Source organism: Micromonospora sp. MGP-C2 (genome assembly GCF_057766525.1).
Window position 1 is genome coordinate 1,934,906 of sequence record NZ_JBYMEN010000002.1, and the last position, 20,519, is coordinate 1,955,424.

The following is a 20,519-nucleotide window of genomic DNA, read 5'->3' on the forward strand; positions in this document are numbered from 1 at the left end:
CCTCCCGGGGCCGGTCGGCGCCGCGCCGCGCGGCGACCCCAGGTCGCACCGCACCAACCCGCACCGCATCTCTCCCGCAACCGACCCATGCGCCCAGTGGGCCGGTCATCTCCGCGCGCCCTCACGCGCCCACCCGCAAGGAGGACCATTCATGGCCAAGAACTCGACCCGGAAGGCAACCTCGCCGGCTGTCACACCGACGGCGACGATCCGCACGATGATCGTCTGTGTGCCGGGCGACCTGCCCCGCGAGTCCCTGACCGCACATCAGCTCGACCGCAACTTCGGTGTGCAGGGCACGCTGTCGCCCCGCTTCTGGGCCAGCCCCGCGGTGCGCCTGTGGCAGCGCAGCCAGATGTTCGGACTGCGTAAGGGCCGCCCGGCCTACTGCGCCGGCGGACCGGTACGACTGCTTGACCTGACCGGTATGCGCCAAGCCGCCGGTGTCGGGGCGGGCATCCGCCATCAGGTGTTCAGCCGCGCCGTGCACGGCACCCGCAACGCCACTGCATGGCATGTCTACGAGGCCCGCCACCTGGCGGACCCGCAGCAGTACCCGTGGGACACGGCGGTCGCGGACTTCACTCATCAACCCCGGGTCAACGCCATCCGGATGCACAACGCCGCCACCTACGGCGCCGGGCAGATCCGCCTCAGCGAACTGGAGATGTACCAGGCCGGCTGCATGGCCTACCAGCACCACAGCGCCCTGACCGCCCTGGCGGGCGACGCGCTGATCACCGCCGAAGGGGCGAAGCTGGCCCCGGCCAGCGACGCCATGGCCGACCGGGTGACCTACCTCGAACAGGCCAACCGGCTGCTCGACGCCATCGACCCCGACCAGCGACTGCTCGCGGTCGCGCTCTGACAGAGCCGGCCAAGAAGGAGACACGCCCGACGGGCCCGTCATCGGTCCTGCTCCACCAGGTCAGCGCCTGCGTCCGCGCCCCGCGCCCCCGCCGCAGTGCCGCGAACCGCTAGCCATCCACGCGCACCTCATCGCGCAGCTTCGGTTCCCCGCACGCACTGGCGCACCGCCCCGCTCACCATCCCGGCAACCGGCACACGGCGTCGGCAGAAACCCCGCGATCCGCCGCATCTCGCCCGGCGTGCCGGCCGCCCCTGGCAGGGGCGCTGACAGCGCTGCCGGCCAGCGAGACGGCCGCCCTTTCCCTCTTGCGCATAAGCCGGCGAGCGCCGGCACCAACCCCCTCGCACCTCACCGAGCCGTCGGCGACCAAGCCCTGGTCGTCGTCATCACCCTGCCTGAAGGGACACCGCTCCATGATCCAACTTCCGATCTGCCCCGTCTGCAACGAGCCGGTGGCAGACCAACCCGCCACGCACTGGACCAACGCCTACCGCGGCGGAACCCCGTGGTGGCATCTGACGGACAACAGCCCCATCTGCGCGGCTGCCGACGGCCAACACTCCCAGCCGACCCTCGTCGCCGACCCGCTTCCGGTCGATAGCCAGACCAACACCTGGCTCGACGACATGAGCCGCCTGTTCGCCGTCGACGGTCCCTACGACCCCGCCCGACTGGGCAGCGCCATCACCGCCGCCGAGCACCTCACCCGCTGGCTGCACACGGCCACCGGACCGTTCAGCGCGCTGCTCACCCTGCCGACGCCCTCCGAGGTCACATCCCTGATCGGGCACCTACACCGCAGCACCCGGCTGCTCGCCCGGGTGCACGCACAGACCGGCTCTTACCTCCTCGACCAGGCCCGCCAGGCACACCTCGCCAGCGTCGATGACAGCGAAGGGCGCAGCGAGGTCATCGACGCCGCCGACGACATCCGCGCATGGTTGCAGGACGCGGCCGACTGGCTCGCCCAGTCGGCGCAGGCATCAGGGGTCGCGTGGTCCAGCGCCCGCACGGTCACGGCCGCGAGTCACCTCGGCGCCTCCTCCACCCCCGGCGGCACCGACGGCCAGGAGGGCCAGCAGTGACGACGCCTGACTACACGCCGCGTCAGGGCAGTACAGCCGTCTTCTCCGGTCGGTGGCTGCGCTACGAACCGGTCCCTGGCTTCCACCGCTACCACGAGGGCTACCTCGCCACGGTGGCCGGTTGGTGGAACGGCAGCTTCGAACTCGCCCTCGACCACGAGGCCGTGACCGCCCTTACCCAGACGTTCGCCGCGATGGCCAGCTACGTCGGTGGTGACTGGCGCACGGTCGGCTTCGACGGACACACCCTCACCATCGCCCGTCCGGTGTCCCTCGGCGGCGGCGTCCACCTCGTGAAGCCCACCGGTGGGCGGTATCGGATCGGCTGGGGCCTGCCGTGGTTACCGGTCGACTCGAGCCGCTGCGACCACGTCTTCGGCCAGCCATAGCCGCACCGCCTACCCAGCACGGGGCCTGGCAGGTTCCGCCCCGAGCGTCGACGGCATTCAGCACCGACCCCCGGATCACGGACCTGCTCCCCCCAAGATCCGTCACCGCACTTGATCACAAGGCGCTGTCGAAGCGTGGATCAGTGCACGCCACATCCCGGCAGACGCAACAGCAGCCACAGGGAGGACTCATGGACAACACGACCGACCAGACTGGAGTGCAAAGCGCGCTCGACAAGGTCGCCGCCGCTCTGGCAGCACTTGGCCAGGACACGGCCGCCGCGATCGCGCAGCGCGCCGGCGTCGGCTACTCGACGGCCACCAAACGACTTCGCACGCTGGCGGAGGCAGGCCAGGCTGAACCGTTGCGCGCCGACGACGGCCGCACGCTCTGGCGGCACCTGGCGAACGCGGCGACCAGCACCGACAGCGACGACCCGCCAGCGACCACGACCGACGCCAGGCACGACCCGCCCCCCGCATTGACAGACGACAACGCTGACGAGGCTTACGGGCCGGGCGAGGCCCTCGGCCCGGCAGAGGCGGCGAGCGCCGCCATGCCGGCGGGACCGGACGACGAGTCGACCAGCCCCCAGCCGGACGACGAACGCGGACCAACGCCGGACAGCGACGCGGGCCAGCCAGCCCAACAGGATCCACCCGCCAAGCCGGACAACGTCCCCGACGCACCGACCACAACGCACGCGGAGGCCGGCGAGGCTTCCCCGGCTGACGCCGAGAATCCGGCCGCAGCCGACGCGTCCGGTCAGGCAGACCCCGGGCCCAGTCTGGACCCGGCGGGCAGCGACGACACCGTTGCGTCCAGCAGCCCATCCGAGGCTCCGAGCGCGTCAGGTGCCGGGATGCCGCGCCGGTCCAAGGGCAGCCTGCGCGGGGCCATCCTCGACGTGCTCGAAGCCCATCCCGGGCAGCCGTTCAAGACCAGCCAGCTGTGCAGGGCCATCGACCAGGCGAACGAGGGCACCGACTCGGCCAAGGCCAGCGCGGGCGCCGTCGTCAACGCCGCGCACAAGCTCGTCACCGATGGAGTCGCCGTTCAGGTCGCCGAGAAGCCGGCGACCTTCCAACTCGCCCCGACAACCACCTAACCAACCCCTTACCGCTGGTAGCCCGGGGCGGGCGTCGAACTTGGCGGAACCACGCCCACCCCGGTGCTCCTTAACCCACAAGGAGCGACGTCAAGTGTGTCACCTGAGCTCGTACCTCACCGCGGCCGGCGGAGTCCTCGCCGGTCTCGCCGTCGCCGCGGCACTGCTCGCCCGGCAGCGGCACATCATCGACCATCAGCGTCAGGCGTTGGCCGCTCGCGACCGTGACCGGTCCCACTGGCATCGGCTGGCCACGCACAACGACACGACCGACCTGCCGAACCGGCGGGCCCTGTGGACCCACCTCGAGGCCACGTTCTCGCTCGGTGAACCGCTCGGGCTCGTCCTGATCGACCTGGATCGGTTCAAGCTGGTCAATGACACCTACGGCCATGAGCACGGCAACGACCTGCTGCGCGAGGTCGGTCGCCGCCTGAGGGCTCTCGGGCAGTCGGTGGCCCTGGCCGCGCACCTGGCCGGCGACGAGTTCGCCCTTGTCGTGCACGGCGACGACGGCGAGATCGAGACTGCCGCCGAGGCCGCCCACGGGCGCATCTCGACGCTCCCGTACGAGATCGCCGGCCGGCAGGTGATCGTCACCGCCAGCGTCGGTTACGCGCTCGCCGAGCCGGACATGCTGCCCCGCGACCTCCTGCACGCGGCCGACCAGGCCATGTACCTGGCCAAACGCAAGCGCTGCGGCATCCGCGCCCACGACCCGGACCACGCCACGCCGCCGGGAATCGTCATCCGCTACCGCGACCTGCGGTAACACGCCCCGGCACCAAACCGCACCACGTCCCCGCACGCACCAGAAGCCCCGCAGGCCATTTGGCCTGCGGGGCTACGCGTATGCCAAGGAGCCCGACCCCCGTGATGTCCTTCCACGCCGTCCACACCCTGACCGGGTGCCTGCTGCGCATCGAGGCCAGCGCCGACCTTGTCGGCTGGGGCCGCCCGCCGCTCCTGTTGCTCGTCCAGGACCGGCCTGCCCCAACCGCACCACACGGCACGAGACGCCAGATGCGCGCCGTGCACCTACCGCTCAACGACACCCGCATGGGCCGCTACCGCGCCGGACTCGCCGACCTCCTACCGGACCTCGCCACCGCGCTCGACATCAACCAGCCGGTCGCCCGGCCCACCCTCGCGGCCTGCGTCGACATCGGCCTGATCACGAACCTCCTCGCCGATCCCACCCCCGGACTCCGCCTGCTGGCCTGGGCCATCTGCTACGAGGACGTCCTCGTCGAGTCCGACGCCCTACACGAGATCCGCCGCGTTGACGCGGTCGACGCCGACCGCCGCGGCTACCGGATCACGAGGCTGCGGGGCGAACCGCACCCCGTGGTCCGCGTCGACGACCACGTCAACCACGACGACGCACCGGCCACTCGCTCCGCACTGACGCGTCTCGTCCAGACCGCCAGCAGGCCCGGCCGCATCACACCGACGGCCTCCTGACGGCCGCCGACGCCACGCCGGCAGCGCGGGTCCCAACCTCAACCGCGCGCCACACACCCGTGCCCTACGGCACCACCCAGGCAGACGACTTGACCTTCATCGAGAGAAAGGCGTCGATCAAACAGGTCATCGTCCGGGGCTGCCATCAGGCACAACACAACCGCCCCGACCGGACGGTGACCCCTACCCACAAATCCGACGGAAGGTCACCCGCCATGTCTGACCGCAGCCGAACCCGCCCGTCCCACCGCGCCCTTGTCCCCCGCGACGTCACCGACCCCCTGCTGTGGCGGCTGGCCGTGGACGTCCTCACCGCCCACCAACCCGGACCCGGCAACCGGTGCGCCAACCTGCAGTGCGCCGACCAGAGCGGCCCGTGTTCGGCCGCCAGGCACGCACAACGGGCGATGCGCGCCGCGCGCGCCACACAACCGCCACAGCCGGCACCCACCCGCGAACCCACACCACAACGGCCGGCCCGCGACTCCCTCGGATTCGTCGGCTGGTTCGCCAACGGTCTCGCCGCCGCTGCCACGCAACTACTGCCGCGGGTCACGCAACGGCTGCCCCGCCGCGTCCCCGGCGCGACCCTGACCGCCGCCTCCGCCGCGTAGCCGCAGCCCAGACGCAACGACCAACGCCCTCCGGCCCGGACCAAGAGACCTCACGACCTTCGACCGCGTGGCCGACCACGGCCGCGCGGTCGTCGCCGTACCCGAACACACCACCACGACGAGGAGACACGACCCGTGGGAATCACCTGCTACGTCAGCGCCATCGATCCCGCCCAGCCGAGCACCGTCCACGCCCGCTACGTCCACTTCGACGGCTACTCCTTGGCACTCATCGCGCAACTGCGCGGCATCTGGGCCACCACCGCCCGCCGCGACACGCAAGCCCTTATCGACGCGGTCCTCGCTCACGACTGGTTCTACCTCGGATCCGACGTCACCCCAGCCACCCGGTCGTTCCCCCACCAGCACCCCGTCGGCGGTGTCGGTGTGACGTTGGACGACACCGAGGCGGAGCCCGCCACCGTCTTCCCGCTCAGCCGCGCCGTCGACCTCGACGCCTCGTGGATCTACGTGATCAACCCGGCCGACGACACCGTCACCGTGCACACCGGCGACGGCGAACCGGTCGATGTCCACAGCCTCGGCTAGCCGGCACCCAGGAGGACCAGTCATGCCCGGCCACGCCTCTCACCTCGTCCAGCGCCACTTGACGCCCTACCGCGCTCCCTACCTCACCTATCCCCTCGTCCGCTGGGGGCCGACGTGAAGCTCCGATCTCTGGTGTCAGTCGCGGTGGCGCTCGTCGCCGTGTTCATCCTCTGCGCCGGTGGGCTCGGCGGATTCCTCGCCGGCGGCTCGGCCACCGCCGGATGTGACCCCATGGTCACCACTGCCGGGTCCACGTCAGACAGCACGGCGTCGCCATCCGGGCCGCCGCTCCTGTGGCCGGCGATCGGTGACTGGGACAGCGACCAGGTCGGCAACGCCGCTGCGATCGTCACCACCGGCGCTCGCCTCGGCCTACCAGCGCGCGGTTGGGTGATCGCGGTCGCCACCGCCATGCAGGAGAGCAGCCTGCGGAACCTTGCCGGCGGCGACCGGGACTCGGTCGGGCTGTTCCAGCAGCGCCCCAGCCAAGGGTGGGGCACCCCCGCCCGGCTTCAGGACCCCGTTTACGCGTCGGAGAAGTTCTTCGACGAGTTGGCCGCGATCCGCGGCTGGCAGGCGATGCCGCTCACCGAGGCCGCCCAGGCCGTACAGGTCAGCGCCTTCCCCGACGCCTACGCGACATGGGAGGGACCGGCCACCCAGCTGGTCACCGCGATCGCCGACACCACGGGCCTTCCCACCGACGGCCTGGCCGGGTGCGGGGCTGCCGGCCCGTGGACGCAGCCGGTCCTCGCCCCTGTCGGGTCGGGCTTTCGTAGCTCGGACCGGCCCGGTCACGACGGCGTCGACCTCAGCGCCTCGCGCGGCGCCATCATCCGCGCCGCGTCCGCCGGGACCGTCCGCACCGTCCGCTGCAACGCCGTCCACGCCGACACCGGCGCCGATTGGGGCTGCGACCGCGACGGCGACCCCGCTCGCACGCGCGGGTGCGGCTGGTACGTCGACATCGACCACCCCGGCGGCCTGCTCACCCGCTACTGCCACATGGACCAACCCCCGATGGTGACGGTCGGGCAGCCGATCGCCGTCGGCCAGCCCATCGGCATCGTCGGCTCCACCGGCCACAGCTCCGGCCCGCACCTGCACTACGAGGTGCACCGCAACGGCGATGCCAGCCCGAACGGCGCGATCGATCCAGTGCCCTTCATGGCGGCTCAGAACGCCTCGCTCCGCACAAGGCCCTAGAGGCGATGCCGGCGGATCCATGGCGCCCACGCTCGGCTGCCGTCCCGCCCGGGGCGACCGCCGCAACCCCCATCCGCACATTCCTGAGGAGGAAAGGCACGTGAGCACACCCACGCTGATTGGCGTTGCCGCGTCTCGCGGCAGCTATACCGCCCGCTTGATCCAGTTCGGCGACGATCCGGAGGTTCTGGTGCCGCTGCTGCGCCGGATCTGGACCGACACGTTCGGCCGTAAAACCGACGCCATGGCCGCCGCGCTGCTAGCCAGCGACTGGTGGTCCCTCGCTGTCAACCCCAAGCCTCGGCGATGGCACCGGCAGCCGCCTGTACCAGGCCTGGGCTACCCCGCCGACAACGACACCATCCGGCGGGGCGCGCTGCGCGAGGACGTCGGCGGGGCCCTCGAATGGCTGTACCTGCTGCACCTTGACCAGCGGCGGCTGGTGGCCTACGAGGCGACGGTCCACGGCCGCTGGCTGCGGCACAGCGCCCACCAGCTCGACCCCGTCGAGGAACTGTTCATCACCGAAATCGCCGACGACGACGGCCCGGAGATGACGGTGTGCACCGTCTGCGGCGCAGTCGACGAGATCGACCACGTCGAGGTGCCGTCCATGGCCGGCTACGGCTACGACACCGCCACCAGCTGCACTCGCTGCGGCTCCTCGGTGGCCACCGACCCAATGTTCGGCGACCACGTCACCCGCAAGCCCTGGCCCCCGAACGCCCCCACGACGGGCGACGCGACGGGCGACGCAACGGGCGACGCAACGGGCGGAACCCGATGAACACCGACCGCATGTTGTCCGCGGCCGCCGATGACGGCGGTCCTTCTACCGGCCCCAATGACCGATCGGAGATCACCATGGCCAGCTACGAGCCCGGCCAGCGCGTCGCCCTGGTCCACACCAGCGACCCGCACACCCAGTTGCGGCCCGGCGACACCGGCACCGTCCGCCGTCACGACCAGCAGCAGAACATCGTCGAGGTCACCTGGGACAGCGGCTCGGCCCTGTCGATGTGCCTCGACGCCGGCGACCGCATCCAACTGGTCACCACCACCCCGCCGCCCACCGGTGGGCTGGTCGGCGAGGCCGCCGGATGGGCCGCCGCGCTACAGCGGATGCGCGCCGCCGGCACCGAGGCCGGTCGCACCGCCGCCGAGTGGTGGGCCCAGGATGCCATCGGCGCCCGGGCCAGCGGCGACACCCGCCTGACCGCACGCCGGGTCCTCGCCGGCATCGACGACGGCGATCCGGCCGTCCTCGACGCCCTGCCCCGCTTCACCTCGGCCGCAGAGGCGGTCGACACCGCCGGGTGGGAGCTGTTCGCCGACGCCACCGGCGACGTCAGCGGCTGGTTCGGGCTGCGCATCCAGCAGCGCGACGAGGCGATGACCGTCTACCGCGACGCCTTCGACACCGCCGCCACCGACCGCGTCGCCGACCTGTGTCACCTCGCTGCCAGCCCCACCAGCCGCGACGTGTCCCACCTGCACCCCGACCGGGTCCGTATCGGCGACGTCGGCGTGTTCGCAGGCGACTGGGCGCGCACCGTCGACCTGGACGGCAATGACCGCATTGAGGTGGGGTTCGTCGGCACCTTGATCGCGCACTGGAACGGGTGGGCGGTGTTCTCCTGCACCCGCCAGGTGGCCGAGGCGATCGTCGCCGACCAGCAGCGGCACCGCGACCAGTACCGCGACAGCCTCCGGGACGAGGGCGTGCCGGAGGAGGAACTGGACTGTCGGGTCGACGCCGCGCTGGTCGACCTGTCCTTCGACGGCGACGTCATCGTCGCCGACCAGCGCGCCCTGTCCGACGACCCGGACGCCATCGACCGCATCGCCCCCGACGGCGACGGCCGGTACGTGGTGATGGGCCGCAGCTGGTGCTGGGAGGCCGTCGACCCGTACGCCTGCGAGCGGATCGTCGGCGGCCTGCCCGACCCCGATCAGGCATAGGCCGGCGACCCCGACCAAGCCCCACCCGAAGCCGAGCCGGCTTCGGCGGCGGCCACCCGGCCACAACCACCACGACAGGTAGGACCAAGAGGAAGGAATGCCAGTGACCATGCGCACCCAAGAGGAAATCGTCACCCGGGTCTGGGCTCTCCGAGCCAACCGCTGGGACATCTTCGGCTTTCGCGAGGAGGTGCTCGTGGAGGCGCTCGATGTCGACCACGCCCGCCAGGTTCTCACCCCCCGCCACCCGGGTGAGTGGACCCAGCGGGTCGACCACGAGTCCTACGCCCGGAACTACCTGCGATTCGCCATCGGGAAGATCATCGACCACCGGGGCAACTCGGCGAGCCGGTCGGTGGACAAGCTCGGGGAACTCGCCTGGCTCCTCGTCCGCGATGACATCGCGGCGGCGATGGACGACGCCAGATATCCGATGTACGGAGCGCCCAAGGTGAAGGCGTTCGCCGACGGGTTCGACTGGCCGTTCCTTGACGGCCTGGACAGCGACGACGAGCGGGCCCTGGCCCGGATGGCTGACGGACAACAGTGCGACCCACAAGGGTGCGAACGGGGCTGCGCCGACTGACCACGACCCGGCCACCGGCATCGGTCCCGACTCTCACGTGCACCCACGGTGAGCGGGCGCCCCCGCCATCCCGCACCGATCATCAATTCGACTTGATCGATTGAGCTGCGGGGCGTTGCATCGTCGGCGCGGGCACCGCCCGCGCGACGTCGACACCGACCAGCACGCACCAGCGGCGAACCTGCGCGTCGCCGTAGCCCTTCAGCACTACCGGGGTGTGGTCGCCCACCTGCCCGGCCCGACCAGGCCGGCAGGGGTTGGCCCACCCGTCTCCGCTGTGCGGTACCCACCGCCCGCGCACCCGGGGACGGGCGCGGGCACGACCCTTGGAATCGAGGCACCCACATGACCACACCACATACGCCGGTCCCGCCGGCCGGTTCGCCGCAGAACGACCCGGCCCCGTCCGGCACCGGCGAGACGCCCGCCATCGAAGCCGCCTCCGGCCGGTCCGGCTACCTCTACCGCAAGGTCGCCCTGCACCTGGCCGACCACCCCGACCAGATTCTCAAGGTCGGCGAGATCACTCGGGCGATCGGCGCACCGTCGTCCGGGGCGGTGTTCGAGGCATTGAAGAAGATGGCCGCCGCCGGGCACGCCACCCACCACCGCGACCCGCACCACCGCTTCCAGATCACCCAGCCCGGCGTCGACGCCGCCGGCGCCCTCCCACCCGCCGCGCCCCGCACCCGCTCCGGCGGCAGTGCTGGTGGTGGCCGTCAGTCCCGGCCCGCGCCGGTACCGCGCCCGAACGGGACGCTGTACCACCCGCGTCGGCTCGGCAAGGGCTGGGACGTCGAGGAACTGCGACGTCTCCGCGCCCAGCAGGTACCGGTGCTGCTGTACGGGCCGCCCGGCACCGGCAAGACCGCCATGGTCGAGGCCGCGTTCCCCGACCTGCTCACCGTCGCCGGCACCGGCGACACCGTCGTCGACGACTTCCTCGGCTCCTACAACCCGATCCCCGGCGGCGGCTACGAATTCGTCCACGGGCCCCTCGTCACCGCCATGCGCGACGGGCGGGTGCTGCTGGTCGACGACGCCACCCTCATCCCGCCCCGCGTCCTAGCCGTGCTGTACCCGGCCATGGACGGCCGCGGTGTCATCACCATCCCCGCCTACGGCAACGAGACCGTGCAGGCCGTCGACGGGTTCTACATCGTCGCCGGGCACAACCCGGGCGTGCACGGTGCGGTGCTCACCGAGGCCCTGGCCTCCCGGTTCACCGTCCACCTGCACGTCACCACCGACTGGGACCTCGCCCGCCAACTTGGCGTCCCCAAGCCGGTCGTCAACGCGGCGATCGACCTCAATGCCGACCTCGCCGCGGGCAAGACCGTGTGGGCGCCGCAGCTGCGTGAACTGCTCGGCTTCGTCACCGTTCGCGACCACCTGGGCATGACCGCCGCCCTGGCCAACCTGGCCGGCATCGCCCCCGACGACGCCCGCGACGACGTGACCGCCGCGCTGTCGCGGCACACCGGCACGCCCATCACCGCGTTCGCCCTCGGCAAGCGCTGACCCGTCCACCCCTTCTGGAAGGAGCCATTCCGTGTCACACTCGCACACCCACCTGCGCACCGGCACACCACCGGCACCGGCCGGCGGTGCCGACTGGCGGGTCTGGTCGACGGCGTGGACCCAGCATGTCCCGCTGCTGACCGGCCGCACCGACCTCACCGTCCTCGTCGCCCCCGGCGCCGCCGGAGGCGCGCCCGAGTGCTTCTACCCCGACCTCAACCGCATCGAGGTCGACGCCACCTACATCGCCGAGCGCCCCGACATCACCGACCCGGCCAAGGCCCGGCACAAGCGCCTCGTGCCCACCGGCTACGGGCTGCTCGTGCACGGCGCCGCGCACGCCGCGCACAGCCACTGGACCACCCCGCCCGGCACCCCGCCGATCCTCGCCCACGTCGCCCACATGCTGGAGGAATCTCGGGCCGAAGGACGCCACCGTGGTCGCCGCCGCGGCGACCGCCGCTGGCTGCGCCACGTCGTGACAACCCTCGTCGCACCCAACGATGCGGCCGTCGACGACCCGTGGCACGCCGGGCAACTCGCCGCCCTGCTGCTGGCCCGCGTCGACGCCCGCATCGTCACCAGCAAAGACGTCCGCACCGTCCGGGCCGCGGTCACCGGCGTCCTCGGACGCACACGCCTGCGGCAGCTCCGTGACATCTGGCGCGAGGCCCACATCTGCGACGACACCGACGCCGACACGATGATCGCCCTGGCCCGGCGGTGGTGCCAGGTCCTCGGCATCGACCCCGACCAGCAGTACGACACCCCCGTACCGGACGCCGGACAGTTCGCCGGCCGCCTCGCCGCGGCCCTCGTCGACTACCTCGCCGTCGCAGCCGGCGTCACCCCAGCCGAGTACGCCGCATCGATGCTGGCCCGCCGCCACAGCCCACCCTCGCAGTGGGACCGTCGGGACCCGACCGAACAGGAACACCGCGCCGCCCGCGACCTCGCCAACCGGCTGCGGCAGGCCCGCACCAGCCACCCCGAACCCGGCCGGCGGCCCTCCGCGATCCCACCCGGCCGGCTGCGCACCCGCCACGCCATCACCGCCGACGCACAAACCGCCGCCGGGCAACTGCCGACGGCCGCCCCGTGGCAGCAACGCGCGCAACTACCGCCCGAGAAACCCCGTCTGCACCTGGCGATCCTGGTCGACCTGTCCGGCTCGATGGGCCGCTACACCGAGGCAATGTCCTCCGCGGCGTGGATCTTCGCCCACGCCGCACGCCGCGCCGACGCGACGACCACCACCATCGGCTTCGGTGACCGCACCACCGTCCTGGTACCCCCACGCACCTTCCCGAAGCAGGTGCTGCACATGCGCACCGACTTCGCCACCGCCACCTTCCCCGAAGCGGTCAAGGTCGCCGACCACCTCCTCGACCTGCGTCACGGCCGCACCCTACGGATGCTCGCCGTCGTCTCCGACGGCTACCTCGACGACATCCCCGCCGGACAACGCCTCGTCACCAACCTGCACCGCGCCGGCTGCGCCGTGCTGTGGCTACACCCCGCCGACCCGCCCATTGCGGGCGAGCCACCCGACCCGGACCAGATCTGGGGAAACACCTTCACGCACACCACCACTTTGACCGTCACCGACCCGGTCGACGCCATCGCCGTGATCGCCGATGCCGCCGTCGCGGCGCTCGCCCAGGCCTGAACCCCGGCCAGACCCGACCCGGCCGGGCGGCCAACCAGTCCCGCCCCGCGCGCGGCGCGACGACGGCTGCGACCGGGCAGCGCCGCGCGGCGTCTCACGACGTACCCCAGCCCCGAGAGCGCGCGGCCCTCCGCCGGTTTCCCGCCGCCGGGTCCGCGACTTGACGAGTTCGGCGGCATGGACCCCTTCACCGCCGACCAGCGCACCGCCGGCGGCGCGCCTACCCTGCTGCGCCCGGCCATCCCGTGCCACGGGCTACGCCGCGTCGACATCGACGCGGTGCTGACCTGGCTGAGGCAGCTCTGACAACCGCACCGGAGCCCACCCAGCGTGAGGCCATCCCGTTCACCCGGACTCGCGGGGCCCGCATCCATGGATGCGGGCCCCGCCACGTAACGACAAGGAGTTGACGATGGACAGCTTGCCCCAGCCCGCTGACGAACCGGCCGCCGGTCGTCCCGCCGGGCTCAACGTCGGCGACCCGGACCTGCGAAAAACCCGCCTACTCGCCCGCGAGTGCGCCACCTGCATCTTCAAGCCCGGCAACCCGATGCACCTCGACCCCGGCCGGCTCAAGCAGATGGTGACCGAGGCGCGCGGTGACGCCGGCTACATCATCTGCCACTCGACCCTGCCGTACGCCGGCAGCCCGGTCCCGCCCGCGGTCTGCCGCGGCTTCGCCGACCGCTACCGCACCTGGCAACTCCAGGTCATGGAACGACTCTGGGGCTTCGTCGAAGTCGAGCCACCCGACCCGGACCCCACCCGTACTCCCGAGTGACGAGGAAACACCCACCATGCCGAACATCGACGACGTCCTCCGACGCCAACAACAGATCATCGACACCATCGGCTGGGCCGTCACGCACGTCCTGCCCACCGACGAGGACCCCGACACCACCGCCCCGTTCGCCTACACCGTAGGACTCACCGCCCACCACCACCCCGAACTACTCACCGCCGGGCTACCCCTCGAGGTCGCCCACTGCCTGCTCAACGACCTCGCCCGCCGGGCCTACGACAGGGCCGAACGGTTCAGCCACGGCCAGCGCATCAGCGACCTCATCGCCGGCTACGACGCGATCATCATCGACGGGCCACCCACCCATGACCTGCTGCCCGGGATGGCGATCGCCCGCTACGGCCATCACCAGATCCGCCTCCAGCAGCTCGTCTGGCCCGACCAGCAGGGCCGGTTCCCCTGGGACAGCGGGTACAGCCTCGAACCGCAGGCACAGCCACTGATCGCCCAGATGTAGCGCGACCAAGCGGCGCCCGGGATAGGCGCGGTCCGTGCGCGCCGTCCAAGAGGTGCGGACGGCGCGCACGGTGCGGGATCGAGGGTCAGAACCTGCCGGCCTTGATGTCGGCCACCGTCACGCGGGCGACCTTGAAGGTTCCCGCAAAGGAGTCTCCCGTCTCCGGGGAGTTCACCTCGGAACTGATCGGTACCCCGTTCTGGGCGTTGATGGTCAGCACCTGTTCGGTGTCGTCCGTCCACACCCCGGCGGTGATGGTCAGGGTGGGCTGCCCGCCAGTCGTCGAATCCACGACGGTGACACCGGGAATGGTGGAGATCAGGCGAAGCACGCCCGCCCGTACCTTCGGGTCGCCTCCCCCTGCGGAGAGCACGTCAACGCTGTTAACCCAGAGGTGGCTGGCGGCGATGCTCTCCCGGTCCTCATCGGTAAGCGGAGACGGGTTTGCGACCCCCTTCTGCCGAAGGATCCTCATTCGATCCTGCTCGGCGCCGGCAGGGGGCTTTCCCTCGTCGTACACCGAGTTGATCATTCGCTCCCGGGCTTCGGCGAGGTCACCGGTTGCCGCGTACCGCGCCGCCGCCACCCCACGGGTGTGGAAGCCGTTGCCGAGGTTCTCGCCACGAGCGATCACCCGTGGGAGTTCGTTCCTGACCTCTGTGTAGTAGTACTCGCCGCTGTCGGTGTACAGGTGGTACCGGGTACGAGATGGCACGTTGCCCCGACGGACATCGACCTTCTCGATGATCAGCGACGCGTCGCCCGGCAGCGAGGCGTTGTCTGCGGTGAGGTTGGCTGCCAGGGACACGAGCTTGGTGTTGCCTGCCGGCGCCGGGGAGGCGGCCCCGGCGTGATTGTCCGGGCCGGTCGGAGCCGGGGCCGTGCCGGATCCCGTGGCCATCGGCAGGGCAAGCGCGAGAGCGGCCACGGCCGCGACGCCACCGCCAGCGGCCAGGCCGAGCACATGGCGCTTGCGTCGCCGGGCCCGGCCGCGCTGCTCGATCGCCTCGACCGGGCGATCCATCTGTACCTCGGAAAGGGTCTGTCTCACCGCGTCCCACACCTCATCGTCATTCATCATCGAATCTCCTAACGGACTGCGGGCGCGAGCTGCGCCCGCAGGGTTGCGGTGGCACGGGACAGATGGACGGCTACGGTTTGGGCGGAGATACCCAACACTGCAGCCACGGACCTGGTGTCCAGGTCGAGCCAGATACGTAACACGACCACCTCACGCTGCCGCTGCGGCAGCCGGCGAACGGCAGCCAGCAGGACGTCATTCGTATCGAGGTCGTCCTCGACGAGAGACGCTCGCTCGTGGCCGTCGAGGGCCACCTCCCGCCGGCGTCGCCGCCACCAGGACACCCGAATGTTGAGGGCGGTGCGCACCACCCACGCCGCCGGTGCCGGATGCCGGCTCAGCTGCGGCCAGGAGGCCCAGGCTCGCGCGTACGCCTCAGCGACCAGATCCTCGGCCAGCGCGCGATCGCCCGTACCAGCTAGTACGGCGCGCAGGCAGTTGTCTCGGGACCGCTGATAGAAGTCCGCGAAGTCCGTCCGTTCTCGTTCCACACCGGGTTTACGCATCAGCGCCCCGATCCATTTACCCGAACGGAAAAATTCCCCGTTGATCATGGGGCTGGCGGCGACAAATGTGTCGAACCCTACGCGAACCTCATGACCGACGGGGGTAACAGTCAGTTGGTTTCGGGCGGAGCAGGAGCAGGTGTTGGGAGACCGAAGTTCTGCGGCCTGAGCCGCGAGGTGCCGGAGGTGATCAGGGCAACCGCCGGCGGCCCACCGGTCCGCCAACTGGTGTCTCACGTCCGCTATACAGCCAGCGTCGTGCATGGGCAGGGCTCAGCTGTGCTGGATCTGCCCGATGAGTGTGATGCCGAAGGTCACCGCCAACGTGGCCGCGCCGAGCGCCTGCGCGACAGCGGAGTGAATCTCAACGTGCGCATCCCGGACACGCCCACACGTCGATGAACCAGGGCCTCACGGTCGAGATGTATCCACTCCCAGTACGCCGATCCCGGAGCCGTCGTGTGCCGCGATGCCACGGGACCCTCACCCGGCGGGCGGTTCGAGGGTGACAACGCGACTCTCGGGTGCGGCGAGGATAGTCAATCGACAGCAACGTGACGAGTCCTCAGAATCCTTGGTCATGACCATCGCCGCCCCGGTCGCTGACTTCCTGGTGCTGCCGCCGCGCCTCGACAGCACCGCCGAACTGCTTGCTGAATCGGCCCGGCGACGAGGCCTGGCAGTGGAGCACCTGCCCAGCCCGTCGGTACCAGCCCAACTGCGGCAGGCCCGAGGCGGGCACCTCTACGGCGGACCGAACTTCGCTGCTGCCGTCGCCTCGGACCTCGACCTGGCACTGCTCGAACCGGCCGACGACTGGCTGGTGCAGCTGCCGTACGAGTACACCCGCCGGGACATCACCCTCACCACACTCGCCGAAGCCCGATGGCTCCGTACGCCGACGTTCGTCAAACCGCCCCGAGACAAGACCCTGACAGCCGGCGTCTACGCCGACGGCTCCCGCCTGCCCCGTGCCGAGCGCTACCACCCGGACACTCCAGTGCTGGTCAGCGAAATCGTGACATTCCTGGTGGAGTACCGGCTGTTCGTCCTCGACGCCACCGTGCACGCCGCCAGCCGTTACGCCACCAACGGACGGCTCGACCCGGCCCCCCTCGACGCCGGCCCGCATCGCGCCGCGGTGCTCGACTTCGCCGCCAGCCTGCTCGGCGCCTGCGCCGCCAGCCTCCCCAGCGCCGTCGTCGTCGATGTCGGCCTGGCCAGCAACGCCGACCGCGGCGACGAACACTGGGCCGTGGTAGAGGCGAACATGGCCTGGTTCAGCGCAAGCTACGCCGCCAACCCCGACCAGGTCCTCGACGTGGTGCTTCGCGCAGCTGGACCACGCGACCGCCTGACTCCCCGCGACCACGCCTTCACTGGCCCGCCCACCCTCTTCGGATAGCAGCCCCACGACGACCAACATCGCCACCGACGTCTGCCTTGACGCCACCCGAACGTCACCGCCGAGGAGGCATCCGGGCAGCGTCAGGCCAGGGGCGAACCTCCGGCAGGGCGCGCCCGCTCGGCGGCAGATGCGTGCACCCGATCACCATCGGAAGTTGCGAATGGATAGTGGTGGCCTTGGTCTCGCTGCCTCAGGGGACACCTTGACCTCAACCGGGCTTCAGCTTGAACACTGGCCAGGACACTGTTTCACGTTAGGGATGCTGCACATGCGCGCAATCCAGGTGGCCGTGTTCGGCGGCCCGGAGGTGCTGTCCCCCGCGGAACTGCCCGACCCGGTGCCCGGACCCGGCCAGGTCGTCGTCGGCATGGATGCGGCGGACGTCATTCTCCTCGACACCCTGCTACGCAGCGGCTGGGGCCAGGACTTCTTCCCGCGGACATTGCCGTACGTGCCAGGTGGCGGAGGGGCGGGCGCGGTCGTGGAGACCGGCGAAGGGGTGGACCCGGCATGGATCGGTCGGCGTGTGGTCGTACGGACCAGCACCGGTTACGCCGAACGGGTCGCCGCGGACGTCGAGGAGATCATGCCGGTGCCCGACGGGCTGGCCATCGAGGCGGCGGCCGCGCTGGTGCACGACGGCGTGACCGCGCTCAGCCTGGACCGGCTGGGCGCACCGGAGAAGGGAGAATGGGTGCTTGTCTCAGCGGCTGCCGGCGGAGCCGGATCGCTGCTGGTGCAGCTGGCCGCCGAAGCCGGCGCCCGGGTGGTCGCCGCCGCATCCAGCGACGTCAAACTGGCACTGGCCCGCGAGCTGGGCGCCGAGGTTGGCGTCGACTACACCCGGTCGAACTGGATCCGCCAGGTGCGGGAGGTGACCGGTGGCGGCGCCGCGCTGGTCTACGACGGGGCGGGTGGCCCGCTCGGCACGGCCACCTTGGACGCGGTGGCCGACGGCGGCCGCTTCGTCACCTACGGCACCGCCGACGGCTTCGCCGCACCGGACCCCGAGTCGGCCGCGCGCCGCGACATTTCGGTGCTCGCTCCGCTACTGGACGGCCCACCGAACCAGGAGACCGTGCGCGAACTGCTAGGCCTGGCACTGCAACGCGCCGCGGAGGGACGGCTGCGGCCGGCGATCGGCGCCACCTACCCGCTGGAGCAGGCAACTGACGCCCACCGTGCACTTGCCGCGCGCACGACGGTGGGCAAGTCACTGTTGCTGGTCGGTGACCGAACGGCCAGCTGACTGCCGTCGATGCCGATGGCGCTGGAACCGATTCGCCGCTGCTTCAGTGCTGGCTATTTACTCCGGCTACGGGCGCGACACCGTCTGGCGTCTGCGCGATATCCGCACATCGGCCAGAAGCGGATGCCGCGTGGAGATCTCGGCTGGACACCCGCCACGCAACGTCATCGACCGGGCATGCCGGTCAGTCGCACAACCGTCAAGGCAGCCGACCATCAAAAAGCCGCCTGCCCCGGTGCAGCCTTGTACGTCAAGCCGTACCTGTCTCTGCACGGGAGCCGGTACGCCGACAGCAGCCTGATACCGCTGAACAGCAACGAAATCCGCCGCCTGTTCGCCTACCTGGTTTCGGCCATCCCTCACAGAGGGCCACATCCTGCACTGGTCTCACTTCCGCAGTGTTAGCCCACCTGCGGGCTCTCGAGTAAGAAGGGCGGCTCTTTCCTCGTTTGTCGGGCGGACGGGGTGCCTGCTGACGTCACTCGCTGTGGCTCGCCCGTCAGGCGGGGCCAGGCTGGCGGCGGGTCCGTCGCCTGGCGATCCCCGGTCGGCGAGGGTAGTCCGGCGGCAGGTATCGGTAGACCGATCGCAGTGACTTGCCGATCCTCTCGGCGAGCAGTTCAGGGTCCAGGTTCGGCTCCTTGCGCAGCCAATAGGCCACTGCCTGCGCGGTTCCCCGGGGCACCTCCGAGTCCTCGTCGTCGTTGGCATCGTCGGCGGCAGCATCCTGATCGCCGTTGTCCGTCTCCTCGTCGGCGTTCGCGCCAAGGACGTCCTTGTCGTCCTCGCTCCTGTCTGCCGGATCCGCGGCGGCCGGATCGTCCGACGACAGAACTTCAGGCGGGCCAGCGTCGCGGCTCTCGGCACTCTGCTGGTGGCCGCTCAGGGCCGGTTGAGGGTTCTCCTCTGGCTCTGGTTTCGGCTCCTGCCGGTCATCGCGAGGCGTGTCCGCCACCGACGCACCGGGCGCTTGCGGCGCGGAGAGGGCGAGCTCGGGTGCCGGTGGCGCGTCGGCGAGGCGCTCTCGCCTGAACCAGCGACGGCGGTGACGGGAACTGTGGGTCGTCATGATCCGCTCCGGGGCGAGATCAGCGGCCAGGAGCGTGGTCAGCCCGTTGTAGTCGGCGGTAGCCGCGAGGCGTACGGCGATCTCATCTAGGTCGTACACCTGCACGGCGATGTCGGCGGTGGTGGGGTCCACCGCAGCTCTGATCTTGCGATGGAGCACCTTGGCGATCGCGGCGTCGCGCTGTCGGCGAGCGATCGCGGTGCGGGCCGCTGTCAGGGACTCGTACAGGTCGAGGCCATCAGCTTTGGCGATGGACCGCGCCCGGGAGGTGATGACAGGGTGGCAGATCCAATGCCCGAACACCTCGTAGGCGGGTGGTGTGGGGGGCAGGCCCCCGGTGACGCGCAACCGGTCGCGGCGCTGGTTGCCGGCGTGCATCAGCCAGACGAGGTATCCGAGGGCGGACATGCCCGCGTAGAAGCGGCCAACTATGTGATCGGGGTGGGCGGCCCAGTTGAAGGTGACGGCTCCGGCGGCGATCGCGGCGGACAGCAGGCGTGATCCGATTGCCCGCTCGCCGAGGCGGCGTCGCACGTCGGCGTTGGCCATCACGACCACGCCGCCCAGTTCGAGCGCCGCGACGGCCGGGACCGCGACGACCAGTGGGACGCCGAGCGTTTGGACGGCGCCGGTGACTTGCCCGACGAGGGCGACCAGCAGCACCAGGGCGTAGAACACCTGGCGTATCCAGGCGGCGTGCCGGACTGCTGTGGCCAGGTCGGTGTCCACCGCGTCGAGGGTCGTCGGGCATGGAGCTTGTTGATGCGTCGACCCGCCTTGAGGGCTGCGGGCGGGCCCAGGGTGGCCGGCGAGGACGGCTGCTCGCAGGGGCCATTCGGTGCCGTTGCGGTCCCAGTTCGTCGCCTGCGGGCCGTCGCCGACGCTGTGGAGTTGATCGTGGAGGCTGCCACGACAGGCGTCG

23 protein-coding genes are annotated in these 20,519 nt (G+C 70.9%); 19 read left to right on the plus strand and 4 right to left on the minus strand.

Annotation, left to right across the window (positions count from 1 at the left end; genetic code table 11):
* The first annotated feature begins 151 nt into the window (after nucleotides 1–151).
* The 12 genes from AC3CF1_RS08515 to AC3CF1_RS08570 all read left to right on the plus strand — a co-directional run bounded on the left by AC3CF1_RS08515 (nucleotide 152) and on the right by AC3CF1_RS08570 (nucleotide 9,835).
* Entirely contained in the window at nucleotides 152–868 is a 717-nt protein-coding gene (locus AC3CF1_RS08515; RefSeq protein WP_358048562.1) for a hypothetical protein, read from the plus strand.
* A 416-nt stretch (nucleotides 869–1,284) separates the two neighbouring features.
* On the plus strand, nucleotides 1,285–1,956 hold the full coding sequence (locus AC3CF1_RS08520) for a hypothetical protein (protein WP_141910273.1): 672 nt from the start codon (nucleotides 1,285–1,287) through the stop codon (nucleotides 1,954–1,956).
* Nucleotides 1,953–2,345 carry a hypothetical protein gene (locus tag AC3CF1_RS08525; protein ID WP_488450019.1) on the plus strand — a complete coding sequence of 131 codons (393 nt, stop codon included), beginning with the start codon at nucleotides 1,953–1,955 and terminating at the stop codon, nucleotides 2,343–2,345. The genes AC3CF1_RS08520 and AC3CF1_RS08525 overlap by 4 nt, the downstream gene beginning before the upstream one ends.
* Before the next feature lie 191 nt (nucleotides 2,346–2,536).
* On the plus strand, nucleotides 2,537–3,454 hold the full coding sequence (locus AC3CF1_RS08530; RefSeq protein ID WP_488450020.1) for a MarR family transcriptional regulator: 918 nt from the start codon (nucleotides 2,537–2,539) through the stop codon (nucleotides 3,452–3,454).
* Between the two features lie 94 nt (nucleotides 3,455–3,548).
* The gene (locus AC3CF1_RS08535; RefSeq protein WP_488450021.1) at nucleotides 3,549–4,226 is read left to right on the plus strand and encodes a diguanylate cyclase domain-containing protein; all 678 of its coding nucleotides are present in this window, start codon (nucleotides 3,549–3,551) and stop codon (nucleotides 4,224–4,226) included.
* A 104-nt stretch (nucleotides 4,227–4,330) separates the two neighbouring features.
* The gene (locus tag AC3CF1_RS08540; RefSeq protein ID WP_488450022.1) at nucleotides 4,331–4,918 is read left to right on the plus strand and encodes a hypothetical protein; all 588 of its coding nucleotides are present in this window, start codon (nucleotides 4,331–4,333) and stop codon (nucleotides 4,916–4,918) included.
* A gap of 215 nt (nucleotides 4,919–5,133) precedes the next feature.
* Nucleotides 5,134–5,532: a hypothetical protein gene (locus AC3CF1_RS08545; RefSeq protein WP_488450023.1), complete on the plus strand. Its 399-nt coding sequence runs from the start codon at nucleotides 5,134–5,136 to the stop codon at nucleotides 5,530–5,532.
* A 135-nt stretch (nucleotides 5,533–5,667) separates the two neighbouring features.
* On the plus strand, nucleotides 5,668–6,081 hold the full coding sequence (locus tag AC3CF1_RS08550) for a hypothetical protein (protein ID WP_488450024.1): 414 nt from the start codon (nucleotides 5,668–5,670) through the stop codon (nucleotides 6,079–6,081).
* A 114-nt stretch (nucleotides 6,082–6,195) separates the two neighbouring features.
* Entirely contained in the window at nucleotides 6,196–7,287 is a 1,092-nt protein-coding gene (locus AC3CF1_RS08555) for a M23 family metallopeptidase (protein WP_488450025.1), read from the plus strand.
* A 19-nt stretch (nucleotides 7,288–7,306) separates the two neighbouring features.
* Entirely contained in the window at nucleotides 7,307–8,074 is a 768-nt protein-coding gene (locus tag AC3CF1_RS08560; RefSeq protein ID WP_488450026.1) for a hypothetical protein, read from the plus strand.
* A 77-nt stretch (nucleotides 8,075–8,151) separates the two neighbouring features.
* Nucleotides 8,152–9,249, plus strand: a complete 1,098-nt coding sequence (locus tag AC3CF1_RS08565) for a DUF4314 domain-containing protein (protein ID WP_488450027.1) — start codon at nucleotides 8,152–8,154, stop codon at nucleotides 9,247–9,249.
* A 109-nt stretch (nucleotides 9,250–9,358) separates the two neighbouring features.
* Nucleotides 9,359–9,835, plus strand: a complete 477-nt coding sequence (locus AC3CF1_RS08570; RefSeq protein WP_488450028.1) for a hypothetical protein — start codon at nucleotides 9,359–9,361, stop codon at nucleotides 9,833–9,835.
* 82 nt (nucleotides 9,836–9,917) lie between these two features.
* Here the strand turns inward: AC3CF1_RS08570 and AC3CF1_RS08575 are convergent, their stop codons facing one another.
* The gene (locus tag AC3CF1_RS08575) at nucleotides 9,918–10,043 is read right to left on the minus strand and encodes a hypothetical protein (protein WP_488450029.1); all 126 of its coding nucleotides are present in this window, start codon (nucleotides 10,041–10,043) and stop codon (nucleotides 9,918–9,920) included.
* 137 nt (nucleotides 10,044–10,180) lie between these two features.
* Here AC3CF1_RS08575 and AC3CF1_RS08580 point away from each other — a divergent pair, with 137 nt between their 5' ends.
* From AC3CF1_RS08580 to AC3CF1_RS08600, 5 genes are all read left to right on the plus strand, one after another.
* Nucleotides 10,181–11,356, plus strand: coding sequence for an AAA family ATPase (locus AC3CF1_RS08580; RefSeq protein WP_488450030.1), 1,176 nt, complete (start codon nucleotides 10,181–10,183; stop codon nucleotides 11,354–11,356).
* Nucleotides 11,357–11,387: 31 nt separating this feature from the next.
* Complete coding sequence (locus AC3CF1_RS08585; protein ID WP_488450031.1) at nucleotides 11,388–13,025, plus strand: VWA domain-containing protein; 1,638 nt, start codon at nucleotides 11,388–11,390, stop codon at nucleotides 13,023–13,025.
* 177 nt (nucleotides 13,026–13,202) lie between these two features.
* The gene (locus tag AC3CF1_RS08590) at nucleotides 13,203–13,331 is read left to right on the plus strand and encodes a hypothetical protein (protein ID WP_358048585.1); all 129 of its coding nucleotides are present in this window, start codon (nucleotides 13,203–13,205) and stop codon (nucleotides 13,329–13,331) included.
* 106 nt (nucleotides 13,332–13,437) lie between these two features.
* Entirely contained in the window at nucleotides 13,438–13,806 is a 369-nt protein-coding gene (locus AC3CF1_RS08595) for a hypothetical protein (RefSeq protein ID WP_099855447.1), read from the plus strand.
* A 16-nt stretch (nucleotides 13,807–13,822) separates the two neighbouring features.
* Nucleotides 13,823–14,284, plus strand: a complete 462-nt coding sequence (locus AC3CF1_RS08600) for a DUF4262 domain-containing protein (RefSeq protein ID WP_488450032.1) — start codon at nucleotides 13,823–13,825, stop codon at nucleotides 14,282–14,284.
* A gap of 85 nt (nucleotides 14,285–14,369) precedes the next feature.
* On the opposite strand, the gene AC3CF1_RS08605 is transcribed toward AC3CF1_RS08600, so the two are convergent.
* On the minus strand, nucleotides 14,370–15,365 hold the full coding sequence (locus AC3CF1_RS08605; protein ID WP_488450033.1) for a hypothetical protein: 996 nt from the start codon (nucleotides 15,363–15,365) through the stop codon (nucleotides 14,370–14,372).
* 8 nt (nucleotides 15,366–15,373) lie between these two features.
* Nucleotides 15,374–15,871, minus strand: a complete 498-nt coding sequence (locus AC3CF1_RS08610; RefSeq protein WP_488450034.1) for a sigma-70 family RNA polymerase sigma factor — start codon at nucleotides 15,869–15,871, stop codon at nucleotides 15,374–15,376.
* Between the two features lie 580 nt (nucleotides 15,872–16,451).
* Between AC3CF1_RS08610 and AC3CF1_RS08615 the strand changes: the two genes are divergently transcribed.
* Nucleotides 16,452–17,276: an ATP-grasp domain-containing protein gene (locus AC3CF1_RS08615; protein WP_488450035.1), complete on the plus strand. Its 825-nt coding sequence runs from the start codon at nucleotides 16,452–16,454 to the stop codon at nucleotides 17,274–17,276.
* 271 nt (nucleotides 17,277–17,547) lie between these two features.
* Nucleotides 17,548–18,528 carry a zinc-binding dehydrogenase gene (locus AC3CF1_RS08620; RefSeq protein WP_488450036.1) on the plus strand — a complete coding sequence of 327 codons (981 nt, stop codon included), beginning with the start codon at nucleotides 17,548–17,550 and terminating at the stop codon, nucleotides 18,526–18,528.
* Nucleotides 18,529–19,027: 499 nt separating this feature from the next.
* Here the strand turns inward: AC3CF1_RS08620 and AC3CF1_RS08625 are convergent, their stop codons facing one another.
* The gene (locus tag AC3CF1_RS08625) at nucleotides 19,028–20,326 is read right to left on the minus strand and encodes a hypothetical protein (protein ID WP_488450037.1); all 1,299 of its coding nucleotides are present in this window, start codon (nucleotides 20,324–20,326) and stop codon (nucleotides 19,028–19,030) included.
* Nucleotides 20,327–20,519 lie beyond the last annotated feature (193 nt).

Excerpts from the sequence above, each read along its gene's own strand:
- AC3CF1_RS08565 (WP_488450027.1), top strand. The coding sequence starts at position 8,152 with ATGGCCAGCTACGAGCCCGGCCAGCGCGTCGCCCTGGTCCACACCAGC.
- AC3CF1_RS08580 (WP_488450030.1), top strand. The coding sequence starts at position 10,181 with ATGACCACACCACATACGCCGGTCCCGCCGGCCGGTTCGCCGCAGAAC.
- AC3CF1_RS08605 (WP_488450033.1), bottom strand. The coding sequence starts at position 15,365 with ATGATGAATGACGATGAGGTGTGGGACGCGGTGAGACAGACCCTTTCC.
- AC3CF1_RS08590 (WP_358048585.1), top strand. The coding sequence starts at position 13,203 with ATGGACCCCTTCACCGCCGACCAGCGCACCGCCGGCGGCGCGCCTACC.
- AC3CF1_RS08620 (WP_488450036.1), top strand. The coding sequence starts at position 17,548 with ATGCGCGCAATCCAGGTGGCCGTGTTCGGCGGCCCGGAGGTGCTGTCC.
- AC3CF1_RS08520 (WP_141910273.1), top strand. The coding sequence starts at position 1,285 with ATGATCCAACTTCCGATCTGCCCCGTCTGCAACGAGCCGGTGGCAGAC.
- AC3CF1_RS08595 (WP_099855447.1), top strand. The coding sequence starts at position 13,438 with ATGGACAGCTTGCCCCAGCCCGCTGACGAACCGGCCGCCGGTCGTCCC.
- AC3CF1_RS08545 (WP_488450023.1), top strand. The coding sequence starts at position 5,134 with ATGTCTGACCGCAGCCGAACCCGCCCGTCCCACCGCGCCCTTGTCCCC.
- AC3CF1_RS08570 (WP_488450028.1), top strand. The coding sequence starts at position 9,359 with ATGCGCACCCAAGAGGAAATCGTCACCCGGGTCTGGGCTCTCCGAGCC.
- AC3CF1_RS08600 (WP_488450032.1), top strand. The coding sequence starts at position 13,823 with ATGCCGAACATCGACGACGTCCTCCGACGCCAACAACAGATCATCGAC.
- AC3CF1_RS08515 (WP_358048562.1), top strand. The coding sequence starts at position 152 with ATGGCCAAGAACTCGACCCGGAAGGCAACCTCGCCGGCTGTCACACCG.
- AC3CF1_RS08540 (WP_488450022.1), top strand. The coding sequence starts at position 4,331 with ATGTCCTTCCACGCCGTCCACACCCTGACCGGGTGCCTGCTGCGCATC.
- AC3CF1_RS08615 (WP_488450035.1), top strand. The coding sequence starts at position 16,452 with ATGACCATCGCCGCCCCGGTCGCTGACTTCCTGGTGCTGCCGCCGCGC.
- AC3CF1_RS08560 (WP_488450026.1), top strand. The coding sequence starts at position 7,307 with ATGGCGCCCACGCTCGGCTGCCGTCCCGCCCGGGGCGACCGCCGCAAC.
- AC3CF1_RS08610 (WP_488450034.1), bottom strand. The coding sequence starts at position 15,871 with ATGCGTAAACCCGGTGTGGAACGAGAACGGACGGACTTCGCGGACTTC.
- AC3CF1_RS08530 (WP_488450020.1), top strand. The coding sequence starts at position 2,537 with ATGGACAACACGACCGACCAGACTGGAGTGCAAAGCGCGCTCGACAAG.